Annotated in this window: 10 protein-coding genes; 4 read left to right on the forward strand and 6 right to left on the reverse strand. The window is 64.1% G+C overall.

Annotated elements, in window-relative coordinates; all coding sequences use genetic code 11:
* Positions 1 to 10 precede the first annotated feature (10 nt).
* From NEK97_RS08260 to NEK97_RS08270, 3 genes are all read left to right on the forward strand, one after another.
* A complete protein-coding gene (locus NEK97_RS08260; protein ID WP_257369319.1) occupies positions 11 to 1,498 on the forward strand; it encodes a CoA-acylating methylmalonate-semialdehyde dehydrogenase in 1,488 nt (495 codons plus the stop codon).
* Positions 1,499 to 1,539: 41 nt separating this feature from the next.
* Positions 1,540 to 2,901: an aspartate aminotransferase family protein gene (locus NEK97_RS08265; protein ID WP_257369320.1), complete on the forward strand. Its 1,362-nt coding sequence runs from the start codon at positions 1,540 to 1,542 to the stop codon at positions 2,899 to 2,901.
* Positions 2,902 to 2,997: 96 nt separating this feature from the next.
* Positions 2,998 to 5,634 (forward strand): trehalase-like domain-containing protein, encoded by a 2,637-nt coding sequence (locus tag NEK97_RS08270; protein WP_257369321.1) that lies wholly within the window; start codon positions 2,998 to 3,000, stop codon positions 5,632 to 5,634.
* Positions 5,635 to 5,640: 6 nt separating this feature from the next.
* Here NEK97_RS08270 and NEK97_RS08275 read toward each other — a convergent pair whose 3' ends face one another.
* Both NEK97_RS08275 and panD read right to left on the reverse strand, forming a co-directional pair.
* The gene (locus NEK97_RS08275; protein ID WP_257369322.1) at positions 5,641 to 6,567 is read right to left on the reverse strand and encodes an AEC family transporter; all 927 of its coding nucleotides are present in this window, start codon (positions 6,565 to 6,567) and stop codon (positions 5,641 to 5,643) included.
* 159 nt (positions 6,568 to 6,726) lie between these two features.
* On the reverse strand, positions 6,727 to 7,158 hold the full coding sequence (gene panD, locus NEK97_RS08280) for an aspartate 1-decarboxylase (RefSeq protein WP_235517917.1): 432 nt from the start codon (positions 7,156 to 7,158) through the stop codon (positions 6,727 to 6,729).
* 128 nt (positions 7,159 to 7,286) lie between these two features.
* Here panD and NEK97_RS08285 point away from each other — a divergent pair, with 128 nt between their 5' ends.
* A complete protein-coding gene (locus NEK97_RS08285; protein ID WP_257369323.1) occupies positions 7,287 to 7,916 on the forward strand; it encodes a hypothetical protein in 630 nt (209 codons plus the stop codon).
* A gap of 9 nt (positions 7,917 to 7,925) precedes the next feature.
* Here the strand turns inward: NEK97_RS08285 and NEK97_RS08290 are convergent, their stop codons facing one another.
* From NEK97_RS08290 to NEK97_RS08305, 4 genes are read right to left on the reverse strand one after another with little or no spacing between them, the layout of a single operon-like run.
* Positions 7,926 to 9,428 (reverse strand): rhamnulokinase family protein, encoded by a 1,503-nt coding sequence (locus NEK97_RS08290; RefSeq protein ID WP_257369324.1) that lies wholly within the window; start codon positions 9,426 to 9,428, stop codon positions 7,926 to 7,928.
* Positions 9,429 to 9,436: 8 nt separating this feature from the next.
* Positions 9,437 to 11,488: a bifunctional aldolase/short-chain dehydrogenase gene (locus NEK97_RS08295; protein ID WP_257369325.1), complete on the reverse strand. Its 2,052-nt coding sequence runs from the start codon at positions 11,486 to 11,488 to the stop codon at positions 9,437 to 9,439.
* A 4-nt stretch (positions 11,489 to 11,492) separates the two neighbouring features.
* Complete coding sequence (gene rhaI / locus NEK97_RS08300) at positions 11,493 to 12,659, reverse strand: L-rhamnose isomerase (RefSeq protein WP_257369326.1); 1,167 nt, start codon at positions 12,657 to 12,659, stop codon at positions 11,493 to 11,495.
* Positions 12,656 to 13,063 carry an L-rhamnose mutarotase gene (locus tag NEK97_RS08305; RefSeq protein ID WP_257369327.1) on the reverse strand — a complete coding sequence of 136 codons (408 nt, stop codon included), beginning with the start codon at positions 13,061 to 13,063 and terminating at the stop codon, positions 12,656 to 12,658. Before NEK97_RS08305 ends, rhaI begins: the two co-directional genes overlap by 4 nt.
* Positions 13,064 to 13,074 lie beyond the last annotated feature (11 nt).

Below are 13,074 nucleotides of genomic sequence, written 5' to 3' on the forward strand. Positions count from 1 at the left end.
AGGAGAACTCTTGAACACCATCGAGCACTGGATCAACGGCAGCTACGTCCCGGCGGGCGACCGCACCGCTTCTGTCACCAACCCTGCCACCGGGAAGGTGACCGGACAGGTCGCCTTGGCCAGCGTCGAGGAGGGCAATGCCGCCGTCGCCGCCGCGAACGCCGCCTTCCCGGCATGGCGCGAAACCTCCCTCGCCCGCCGCACCCAGGTCCTCTTCGCTTTCCGCGAGCTCCTCAACTCCCGCAAGGACGAGCTTGCTGCGATCATCACCTCCGAGCACGGAAAGGTCCTGGACGATGCTCTGGGCGAGGTAACCCGCGGACAGGAAGTCGTAGAGTTCGCGTGCGGTATCCCGCACCTGCTCAAAGGCAGCTACACCGAAAACGCCTCCACCAAAGTGGACATCCACTCCATCCGGCAAGCCCTGGGGCCCGTGGCTATCATCAGCCCATTCAACTTCCCTGCGATGGTCCCCATGTGGTTTTTCCCGATCGCGATCGCCGCAGGAAACACGGTCATCATCAAGCCGAGCGAAAAGGACCCCTCGGCCGTCAACTGGATCGCCGAGCTGTGGAAGGAAGCCGGCCTGCCCGACGGCGTGTTCAACGTCCTGCACGGCGACAAGGTCGCGGTTGATACCTTGCTGACGCACCCGGACGTCAAAGCCGTCTCTTTCGTGGGCTCCACCCCGATCGCCAAGTATGTCTACGAGACCGCTACCGCCCACGGCAAGCGGGTCCAGGCTTTGGGCGGGGCGAAGAACCACATGATCGTCCTTCCCGACGCCGACCTGGACCTGGCTGCCGACGCCGCAATCAACGCCGGCTTTGGGTCCGCAGGCGAACGGTGCATGGCTGTTTCGGCGCTCCTGGCTGTGGGCGACATCGCGGACGCACTGGTGGACAGGATCGCTGACCGGGCCCGGAACCTGCGCACCGGCGATGGGCTGCGCGGTTGCGACATGGGCCCCTTGGTCACCTCCCAGCACAGGGACAAGGTATCGGGTTACGTCGACGCCGGTGAAGCCGCCGGTGCCACGCTGGTGGTCGACGGCCGCGGCATTGTCCCCGACGCCGAAGGCGATGGCTTCTTCGTCGGCCCAACCCTGTTTGATCACGTCACCACCGACATGTCCATCTACCAGGACGAGATCTTCGGGCCGGTGCTCTCGGTGGTCCGGGTGGACAGCTACGACGAGGCGCTCGCCACCATCAACGCCAACCCGTACGGCAACGGCACCGCGATTTTCACCAACGACGGCGGCGCCGCCCGCCGTTTCGAGAACGAGGTTGAGGTGGGCATGGTGGGCATCAACGTTCCCGTCCCCGTACCCATGGCCTACTACTCGTTCGGGGGCTGGAAGAACTCCTTGTTCGGTGACACGCACGCCCACGGCACGGAGGGCGTCGGCTTCTTCACCCGCGGCAAGGCCGTCACTACCCGCTGGCTGGACCCCAGCCACGGCGGGATCAACCTCGGTTTCCCGCAGAACTCCTAAGCGCCAGAAAACTTGTCAGTGCCAACGTCAGGACAATCACTATGACCGCCATCCTCGAACCATCACTCACGGACCCCGAGGCAGCCCAACGCGCCTACGAACTGGACCGCAAGCACGTCTTCCACTCCTGGTCAGCGCAGGACACCCTGGATCCCATGGTCATCAGCGCAGCGGAGGGGTCGCACGTCTGGGACGGTGAGGGCAACAAGTACCTGGACTTCTCGTCCCAGCTGGTGAATACGAACATCGGGCACCAGCACCCGGCCGTTGTGGCGGCGATCGCGGCGCAAGCAGCCAAGCTGTGCACGATTGCCCCCAGCTACGTCAACGACGCACGATCGGAGGCCGCACGTCTGATCGCGGAACGGACCCCGGGGGAGCTGGACCGGATCTTCTTCACCAACGGTGGGGCCGACGCCAACGAGCACGCAGTCCGGATGGCCAGGCTGCACACAGGCCGCCACAAAGTCCTGTCCGCCTACCGCTCGTACCATGGCGGAACACATCTGGCGGTCAACATCACCGGCGACCCACGGAGGTGGGCCAGCGACAACGCATCCACCGGCACCATCCACTTCTTCCCGCCCTATCTCTACCGCACGGCCTTCCACTCGGCCACGGAGGCAGAGGAATCCCAACGTGCATTGGAGCACCTGGAACAGCTCATCGAGTTCGAAGGCCCCTCCAGCATCGCCGCGATCATGATGGAAAGCATCCCCGGAACTGCAGGGATTTACGTCCCGCCGGCAGGCTACATGCAGGGGGTCCGGGAGTTGTGCACCAAGCACGGGATCGTCTTCATTGCCGACGAGGTCATGGCCGGTTTCGGGCGCACGGGCAAGTGGTTCGCCGTCGAGCATTTTGACGTCGTCCCGGACCTGCTGACCTTTGCCAAGGGCGTGAACTCCGGTTATGTCCCGTTGGGTGGCGTAGCCATCACCCCGGAGATCGCAGCCACCTTTGGCACCAGGGCCTATCCTGGCGGTTTGACCTACTCCGGTCACCCGCTGGCCACGGCCGCAGCGGTGGCCACCATCAACGCCATGGAACGTGAAGGCATTGTGCAGCACGCGGAAAGCCTCGGCACAGACGTGATCGGCCCGGCGCTTGCAGGATTCGCTGAACGTCACCGTTCTGTGGGTGAAGTGCGGGGCAAGGGCGTCTTTTGGGCCATCGAGCTGGTCAGGAACCGTGCCACGCGGGAGCCGCTGGCGCCGTACGGTTCCTCCAGCCCCGAGATGAACCAACTGGTGGCGGCGTGCAAGTCGCGCGGCCTCATCCCGTTCGCGAACTTCAACCGGATCCACGTGGTTCCGCCCTGCAACATCAGTGTGGAGGATGCCCGGGCGGGCCTGGCCATCCTGGATGAAGTCCTGGATATGGCGGACGCTTTCACGGAGTAGGCAGTTCCAAATGTTTTACGCATTTGCAACGAATAAAGCATGACGGCGAAACCGTACGGGCGGAAACTGGATCTATCCGCTTCGGAAGGATTCCCCATGCCTACGCCCTTGAACCAGTCGGTTGCCGATTCGGCCCTGCTGATGAAGTCGCTTCCGCTCGGCCTGCTCCGGACAGCCCTTCAGTCTGACTCGCCCAACGGCATCACCCCGCAGCTGTTCTCGGAACTCCGGGTCCTTGCCCGGGTTCCGGGCCTGCTGGTGGCCTGCAATTATGGCGGGACTCTCTGCGCGGCCGAAGGCGTGTCCACTGAAACGTTGCCTTTGGACAGCGCAGCCGTGGCTTTGCGGGCGCTCGCAGCTTTGCCGAACACGCACACCGCCATCATTTCCGGCCGCTCACTCAGGGACCTGGCAGCAGTATCAAGGCTGCCGGCAGAGGTGCATTTGGTGGGTTCGCATGGCATGGAGTTCGACATGGGCTACGCCTACACCCTGTCCCTCGCCACGGAACAACTGCTCCAACAAGTGGCCACGGCGTTGACCGAAGCCGTCGGGTTCGAAAAGGGCATCAGCGTGGTCCGGAAGCCCGTGGGCGTAGCCGTGCACACCAGGCCTGCGACACCGGAAGTCGTGGACCGGGTGGTCTTCGCCTCGCAAAAGATCGCCATTGAGTTTGGTTTGTACTTCATCGTCGACGGCACCGTCCTGGACCTTACCGTCGAGGAGCCCGCCAAGGGGCAGGCCCTGGAGCAGCTCCGGGCACGGCTGGGCGTCAGTGCCGCACTCTTCGCAGGGGATGCCGAGAGTGACGAAAAGGCGCTGGCGACCCTGCGCGGCCCGGACCTTGGTTTGCATGTTGGTCCGGGCGATACGACGGCGGCACACACCATCCCGGACCCGGAAGCCTTCGCGAAGGTGCTGGCCTTGTTGTTCGAATTGCGCCGCGCCTGGCTCTTCGGTGAGGACGCCGTGGGGCTGGAACGACATTCGATGATTGGCAACGGCAGCTCCACCGCCTTGCTCACGCCCGACGCGAAAGTCTGTTGGATGAGCCACCCCCTGCCGGACTCGGGATCACTGTTCGCCCACATCCTTGGCGGGGATCCTGCAGGCCACTTCAGCGTAGAGCCAGTTAAGCCCTCGCAGGTGCTGGCCCAACGCTATGTGGATAACACCATGATTGTTGAAACCCGCTGGGCCGACGTCACAGTGACCGACTATCTGGAACCGGCACCGGAAGGCATCACCAGCCTGGTTCGCGTGCTTTCGGGAACAGGCACGGCCCGGGTGGTTTTCGCGCCGAGGCCCGACTACGCCAATGCACCGTTCGACATGGAGATCCGCGGCGATGACGTCCACATCATCGGCACCTCGGACCCCATCATCCTCTCTGCCCCGGGAGTTGCTTTCCAGGTCACCAGCGACGGCAGGTTCGCAACGGCAACAGCCGACGTGCCCCTCAATAGCGGACCCGTGGTGCTGAACATGCGTTGCGGTGACACCGAGCCGCCACCCGCGGACCCGGTGGGTGAGCCCCACCGGCGTGCCGCCGTCGGACTCGTCACGCGCGAGTGGGTCAAAACGCTGCAGCTGCCCACCATGAAACCGTCGCTGGTGCGGCGCTCGGCACTGGTGTTGAAGTCGCTGGTCCACGAGCCCACCGGTGCTGTCCTCGCAGCCCCAACAACATCGCTGCCCGAGGGTATCGGTGGAACCCGGAACTGGGACTACCGGTACTGCTGGCTCCGGGACGGTTCCATGACGGTCAACGCCTTGGTCAGCCTGGGCTCAACCGAGGAAGCTGAGGGATTCCTCAGTTGGCTGGGCCGGATCCTGGAGAACGCGCCGGGGCCGGAATGGTTGCACCCGCTCTACTCGGTGACCGGGGCTCCACTGTCAACGGAGGCGATCGTTGAGAGCTTGCCAGGCTACGCGGGTTCGCGGCCCGTGCGGATCGGCAACGCAGCAGACCACCAGGTTCAGTTGGACGTGTTTGGTCCAATTGCGGAGCTGATCCATGATCTCGCCGAACGGCGGGGTTTCCTGCCGGACGACCATTGGTTCCTCGTGGAGCAGATGGCGCACGCAGTCATGGCGCGCTGGCACGAACCCGACCATGGTATCTGGGAAGCCCGCCGCGCCCCCAGGCATCATGTGTACACAAAGGTCATGTGCTGGGTGACGTTGGACCGGGCCCTCCGCACTGCGGCGCTGCACGGCCGCGAACCCCACCCTGACTGGGCGCCTGAGGCACGGACCATCCGTGCGGAAGTCCTCCGTGAGGGCTGGGACGATTCGGCCGCGTCATACACCGTTGCCTACGACAGCCCTGACCTGGATGCCGCTGTCCTGCACGTCGGCCTGTCGGGCCTCCTTGATGTCCAAGACCAGCGTTTCCTGGACACCGTCACTGCCGTCGAGCGGGAGTTGCGGGTGGGGCCCACGGTCTTCCGGTACAGGTACGACGACGGTCTGCCGGGTTTGGAGGGTGGCTTCCACATCTGCACCACCTGGCTGATCGAGGCTTATCTGGCTGTAGGCCGCCTGGACGATGCGCTGGAGCTGTTCAACCAGTTGGTGGCTCTGTTCGGTCCCACGGGCCTGTTGCCGGAAGAGTACGACCCCGGCACCGAAACACACCTGGGCAACCATCCGCAGGCGTACTCACACCTGGGCTTCATCCGGTGCGCACAGCTCCTGGACCACTACTTGGCAAGCTCGGATGTGGAGTAAAACCGGCTAGGCGAGCAACAGCGCCACGGCGATCATTGCGGGCACGGCCACGATCGTGGTGATGAGCACGGTGTCCTTGGCCACGGTGATTCCGGCCTGGTAGCGGTTGGCTGCGACGAACACGTTCTGGGCTGTGGGAAGTGCGGACGTCACCACCACCGCAAACAATGCGTGGCCGTCCATTCCCAGGGCAAACCGTGCGAACAGGTACGCGACCAGGGGATGCACGATCAGCTTGAACCCGCTGGCCAGCAGAGTATCGAGCCGCCGTCCGGCGTCCTTTTGCAGGGGCCTGGATCCGTTGAGGCTCATGCCGAACGCCATCAGCATGGCCGGGATCGCTGCTCCGCCGATTAGGTGGATGGGTTCCAAAATCAGCGAGGGCACTTGGAATCCGGTCCCGGCCACCAGCAGACCGAGCGCGGAGCCGACGATCATGGGGTTCTTCACGATCATCAGCAGGAAGCGCAGGGGAGTGGTGCGGTGCGAACTGGTGCTGGCATCCAGTGCCATCAGGTACATCGGTGTGAAGAACGCCAACTGGAAGATCAACAGCGGGGCCACATAGCTGGCATCGCCGAGGACAAAAACGGCGATGGGGATGCCCAGGTTCGCGGAGTTCGCCAACGACGCGCTCATGGAGGACATGAGGGCTTCGGGCATTGAGCGCCTCAGCCAGAACTTCACGATCAGGAAGAACAGCAGCCCAGTGATGACAGCGCCCACGGCCGTGACAAGAAGCGGTGCAGCGAACACGTCGTGCAGCTTGGCCTTGCTCAGTGTTTCAAAGAGCAGCGCAGGGCTCGCCACGAAGAATGTCAGCGAACTCAGGACGGACCTGGCGTTCTCGCCCAGAATGTTGCGGCGTCCAACAAACATGCCCACCAGGATGATGGCCCAGACAACGAAAAACCCCGACAGGACGCCGATCATGGCAGAGTGCGGGCGGGGGCTTTGCGGGTCACGAACTACAGCCTAGCCAGAACCTTCCAGTGAGTAAGCGTTTTCTGCCGGGTGTTCCGTCATATGGACGCCCATAACGCGCTCGACGTCGGCACCCGGACGGGTACCGACGTCGAGCGCTGCTGAGGCTTAGCTGAGGTGCGCCGCGTTGTTCAACGCGTGCGGAGGGCGCATGAGCCCGGGGGTGTGCGCCTCTGCGGGGTCGTTACCCAACTGGAGGATGTGGTTGTCCTCTCCCACGTGGACCACCTTGGGCTGGTACGACCTGGCCTCTTCGGTAGTCATCTGCGCGTAGGTGATGAGGATGACCAGATCTCCTACGTGGACCTGGTGGGCGGCGGCACCGTTGATCCCGATCACGCCGGAACCGCGCTCGCCGGCGATGGTGTACGTCTCCAGGCGGGCACCGTTGGTGATGTCCACAATGGAGACGAGCTCGCCGGGAAGGATGTCCGCGGCGTCCAGGAGGTCCAGGTCGACAGTGACCGAACCGACGTAGTGGAGGTCGGCGTGGGTCACCGTTGCGCGGTGAATCTTGGACTTGAACATTGTGCGGATCATAATGCGACCAGTTTAGCGCGGCACCCTCGTCCGGCGCTGTGACGTACCAGACTCCTGGGCCTTAGGGGAGGACGCCCATGGGGTAACGTCTTTTGCGGTGAAGTGACCCCGATCGAAAGGCCCAAAGCGTGCTGGAGTCTTACGCGCAGGGAAGGCCGCTGGAGTATTGGCTCTCGGCCGATCTGGCCAAGGTCAGTCCTCCCCAAGCCCTTTCCCGTCTGCGCCAACTTGCCGATGCGCAGGGTGCCTTGGCAGCGGCCTGGAGCGGTGCGATCGGCGGTGGCCCCTTGATGCTCCTTATCGGCACCGTTGTTTCCACGCTGACCGGTAATCCCACGTGGGTACTGTCCTTGGGGCTGCCGGGAATTGCCCTGGGCCTGCTTGGTTGGCGGGGCTGGAAGAAGGTCCGCAGCAGGCTGCCGGACACCAACAAGCTGCTCATTAACCGCGGACCGGGATCTGCCAAGGGTGGCGTGTGGGCGACCCTTGGCATGGCAGGGCTGCTGGCTGCTGGTTTTGCTTTGGCGGTTCCCTCGGCATTTGAACGAGGATCACTCGCCACGCTGTTTGGCGTCTACTTCATGATGGTGCTCCTGTTGGTGGTGGGTATCCTCATACCTTCCGTAGTCATGGGCAGGGCGCGTGAGTCGTTCCGGGAGAGGTTGCTGGTGGATCCGGACCTCCGCCGGGCGGTGGAGGCGGACATGGCCACTTGGAGGGACCCGCACGGCGGAAGTACGGCGTACGGGCCACTCTGAGGTTCGACATTAGACCGGGTTGCTCATCAACGCAGGCTGGTACTTTTCCAGCGCAACCCCGGAAGCAACCAGCGACCTCAGTTCGGCCAGGTCGCCTTCCACCACGCCGCCGGCGCGTGCCTGCACCAGGACATTGCCCAATGCAGTGGCCTCTACGGGACCGGCAATGACGGGTTTTCCGGTAGCGTTCGCGGTCAGTTGGCACAGGAGCCGGTTTTGCGAGCCACCACCCACGATGTGCACCACTGTGGTGTTGCGGCCGGTGAGCCGTTCGGCGTCGGCCAGCGTACGTGCGTAACCGGCCGCGAGGCTGTCCATAATGCAACGCACGACGGCGGCAGGACGGTCCGGAAGGACCTCGCCGTTGTGCCGCACGGCTGCGCGGATACGGTCCGGCATGTTGTCCGGTGCGGTGAAGGCGGGATCATCGGCGTTGATCTGCGGCCCGCCCTCGGGGAGTACCGCAGCTGAGCCCAGCAGTGCCGGCAGGGACTGGCTGAATCCTTGTGCGGCCCAGGAACGCTGGCATTCGCTCAACAACCACAGGCCGCCGACGTTGCGCAGGTACCGGATGGTGCCGTCCACTCCGCGCTCGTTGGTGAAGTTGGCCTGGCGGCTTGCCTCGGAGAGGACGGGCGAGGGGAGTTCGACGCCCACCAAGGACCACGTCCCGGAGGAGATGTACGCAAAATCCTGGCCCTCAGCGGGGACTGCGGCCACGGCGGAGGCGGTGTCGTGCGAACCAACGGCCACCACCTTGGTGTCAGCTGAAAGGCCGGTCCGCTCAACAATGGCGGGCAGCAAGGTACCAATGGTCTCGCCGGGCTGAATCAGCGGCGGGAAGATATCCCGAGGCAAGCCCAATGCATCAAGGAACCCCAATGCCCACTGGCCCGCTACGGCGTCGAAAAGCCCGGTGGTGGAAGCGTTCGTGGCCTCGGTCCGCCGTTCGCCGGTGAGCAGGAAAGCGATGAGGTCCGGAATCAGCATGGACTGGAGTCCATCCACGTCCTTTTCCGTGGCTAGTTGATACAAGGTGTTGAACTGCAAGTACTGCAAGCCGGTGGTGGCGTAGAGCTTCTCGGGCGGGATCACTGTGTGTACCCGCTCCACAGAGGCCCGGCTGCGTTCGTCGCGGTAGCTGTAGGGCTGCGCGGTCAGTTCGCCGGCGTCGTTCACCAAGCCGTAGTCAACCGCCCACGTGTCGATGCCGATGCTCGCGATGCGCTCGCCGCTGCCCGCCGCCACGGAAGCAGCGGTAGCGAGTCCCTTGAGCACCTCCGCGAAGAGGGCGTCGAAATCCCAGTGGAGGCCGCCGTCGAGCTCTATGACGCCGTTGGGAAAGCGGTGGATCGTTTCCAGTGCGACGCCGGACGTCGGCGAGACGCGGCCCAGCATGACGCGGCCGGAGGACGCGCCGATGTCGATGGCTACGAAAACCTGGTTTGTTTGCGGAGAGGACACCGCCCCGGCGTGGGCCGGGGCGGTGCCCGTGGTGGTTCCGTTGGTCACTGTTGGTCCTAGCGGAGGAAGGCAGCTGCCACGCCGGCGTCCACGGGGATGTGGAGGCCGGTGGTGTGGGAGAGCTCGTTGCTGGTGAGCACGGACGCGGCGTTGGCCACGTGTTCCGGGAGGACTTCGCGCTTGAGGAGCGTGCGCTGGGCGTAGTACTTGCCCAGTTCCTGCTCGTCCACGCCGTACACAGCTGCGCGCTTGGCACCCCAGCCGCCCGCGAAGATGCCGGAGCCGCGGACCACGCCGTCGGGGTTGATGCCGTTGACGCGGATGCCGTGATCGCCCAGTTCCGCGGCCAACAGGCGGACCTGGTGGGCTTGGTCTGCCTTGGTGGCTGAGTAGGCGATGTTGTTGGGACCGGCGAACACGGAATTCTTGGAGGAGATGTAGATGATGTCTCCGCCCAGGCCCTGGTCGATCATCACCCTCGCCGCGGCCTTGGACACCAGGAACGAGCCCTTGGCCATGACGTTGTGTTGCAGGTCCCAGTCCTTCTCCGTGGTTTCCAGCAGCGGCTTGGAGATGGACAGGCCGGCGTTGTTGACCACCAGGTCCAGGCCGCCGAACGCGAGCACTGCCTCCTGGACCGCGGCTGCGATCTGGGCTTCGTCGGTCACGTCCGCCTGGACGCCAATGGCGACGTCGGAACCCCCCAATTCCTCGGCTACCTTTTGGGCGTTCTCCAGGTTCAGGTCGGCAATGACCACGCACGCGCCGTCGGACGCCAAACGCGTGGCGATCGCCTTGCCGATGCCCGACGCCGCACCCGTCACCAGCGCGATGCGGGTGGCGTGGGACTTGGGCTTGGGCATGCGGGCGAGTTTGGCTTCTTCCAAGGCCCAGTATTCGATGCGGAACTTCTCGGATTCCTCGATCGGCGCGTAGCTGGAGATCGCCTCGGCGCCGCGCATCACGTTGATGGCGTTGATGTAGAACTCGCCGGCCACCCGGGCGGTCTGCTTGTCCTTGCCGAAGGAGAACATGCCAACGCCAGGGACCAGCACAATGGCCGGGTCCGCGCCGCGGAGGGCCGGGCTGTTTTCGTCTGCATGACGGTCGTAGTACGCCTGGTAGTCCTCGCGGTACGCGGCGTGCAGTTCCTTGAGGCGGTTGGTTGATTCCTCGATGGTGGCGTCGGCCGGCAGGTCCAGGACCAGCGGCTTGACCTTGGTACGCAGGAAGTGGTCCGGGCAGGAGGTGCCCAGCGCGGCGAGGCGTGGGTGCTCGGTGGCGGCGAGGAATTCAAGGACGACGGCGTCATCGCTGAAGTGCCCCAGCTGCGGTTTGTCGGTGGAAGCCAAGCCGCGGATCACCGGGGCGAGGGCTGCTGCTTTTGCTTTCCGCTCCGCCTCGGGGAGTGCGGCATAGCCGGGGAGTGCCGGGCCGAAAGGCTGGGACTTGCCGTTGGCTTTGATGTAATTCTCGGCCTGGTCAATGATCCACAGCGAGTTCGCTTCGGCCTCTTCGGATGTGGCACCCCAGGCAGTGATTCCGTGGCCGCCAAGGATGGTGCCGATGGCCTGGGGGTTGGCTTCCTTGATCGCGGCGATGTCCAAGCCGAGCTGGAACCCGGGCCGGCGCCAGGGAACCCAAACAACCTTGTCACCGAAGACCTTGGACGTCAGCGCTTCGCCATCCACCGCCGTGGCAATGGCGATGCCGGAATCGGGGTGCAGGTGGTCAACGTGGGCAGCGTCCACCAGCCCGTGCATTGCGGTATCGATCGACGGCGCCGCGCCGCCCTTGCCGTGGAGGCAGTAATCGAAGGCGGCCACCATCTCGTCTTCACGTTCGACGCCGGGGTAAACGGCTTTCAGTGCCTGGAGCCGGTCGAGTCGGAGTACAGCGAGGTTTTCGGCTTTCAAGGTGCCGAGGTCACCGCCGGAGCCCTTGACCCAGAGAAGCTGGACGTCCTGGCCGGTGACGGGGTCCTTCTCGGTGCCCTTCGCTGACGTGTTGCCGCCAGCGAAGTTGGTGTTCCGCTTGTCCGCACCCAGGCGATTGGAACGGTTGATCAGCTCTTCAACAGTGGTGTTGTCTGTGTTCTGCATGTTCATGCCTTTACGCGCCCCATCCGGCTTGCTGGCCGCCTGCGCGGTCCTCGTTGATCTTCTTCTGGTAACCGCTGGCCTTGTAGGCGGCCATCGGATCGGCGGGCAGGCCGCGGGACTCGCGCCACTGCGCCAGGATCGGGCGGACATCGGTGTAGAAGGCATCGTTGAAGATGCCGTTGGCGGCCAGGACGTCGCCTGCACGCTGTGCTTCGTTCAGTGCAGCGGAATCCACCAGGAGGGCGCGGGCCGTCATTTCCTGGACGTTGAGCACCGAACGGATCTGTCCCGGGATCTTCTCCTCCAGGTTGTGGCACTGGTCCAGCATCAAAGCAACGCCTGACTCCTTGCCGAAGCCACCGCCGCGGATCACCTCGTGCATGATGCGGAACAGCTGGAAGGGGTCGGCCGCACCAACAATCAGATCATCGTCGGCGTAGAAGCGGGAGTTGAAGTCGAAGGACCCCAGCTTGCCCAGGCGCAGCAGCTGCATGACGATGAACTCGATGTTGGTTCCCGGGGCGTGGTGGCCGGTGTCCAGGCAAACGAAAGCCTTCTCGCCCAGCGCAAGGGTCTGCGCGTACGAGGTACCCCAGTCAGGAACATCGGTGTGATAGAAAGCGGGCTCGAAGAACTTGTATTCAAGGACCAGGCGCTGCTGGTCACCGAGGCCTGCGTAGATCTCCTGAAGGCTTTCTGCGAGGCGGTCCTGCCGGCCACGAATATCGTCCTGGCCCGGGTAGTTGGTGCCGTCAGCCAGCCAGATCTTCAAATCCTTGGACCCGGTGGCGTGCATGATGTCGATGCACTCCAGGTGGTGATCGATGGCCCGGCGACGTACGGATTCGTTGGACGAGGTCAGGGAGCCGAACTTGTACTCGTCATCCTGGAAGGTATTGGAGTTGATGGTGCCCAGGCCAACGCCCAACCCTTCGGCGTATTCGCGGAGTGCGGTGTAATCGTCCACTTTGTCCCAGGGGATGTGCAGGGCCACGGTGGGAGCCAGCCCCGTGAGTTCGTGGACCTTGGCGGCGTCGGCGATCTTTTCCTGGACGGTGCGCGGAGTACCCGGGGTGCCGAACACCTTGAACCGGGTGCCGGAGTTGCCGTAGGCCCAGGACGGCACTTCAATGGCCAGTTCCCCGAGGCGGCCAAGGGCCGATTCTGTGGTGTTCATGCTTGTTCCTTTGGGTGTTCGTGGGCTGGGTCTGTGTCTTTGTGTGCGGTGCCGGCGGGGTCTGTGACGATCCCCGCAGCGGCCAGTTGATCGTCCAGGTTGAAAACTTCCTCGATGATTTCGAAGCCCTGGTCGGGTGGGAGGTCGCTGCCTGCGAAGAGGGTCGCCATCTCGGCCTGCCAACGGGCGTTGACGTCGGTCAGGGCCATGCGTGCCTGCGCTGCCCGGTAGTCTTCGCATTCCAGGTAGCCGATCAGCTGGCCATCAGGGGCGAGGAACAGGGAGTAGTTGTTCCAGCCCGCACTCTTCAGCGCTGACAGCATCTCCGGCCAAACAGCCGCGTGGCGCTCCTTGTACTCGTCCATCAGCTCCGGCTGAACGGAGGAGCGGAAACAAACCCTCATATGGGATCTCC

The sequence above is a fragment of the Paenarthrobacter sp. UW852 genome, from assembly GCF_024608385.1.
Classification (GTDB): Bacteria; Actinomycetota; Actinomycetes; order Actinomycetales; family Micrococcaceae; genus Arthrobacter.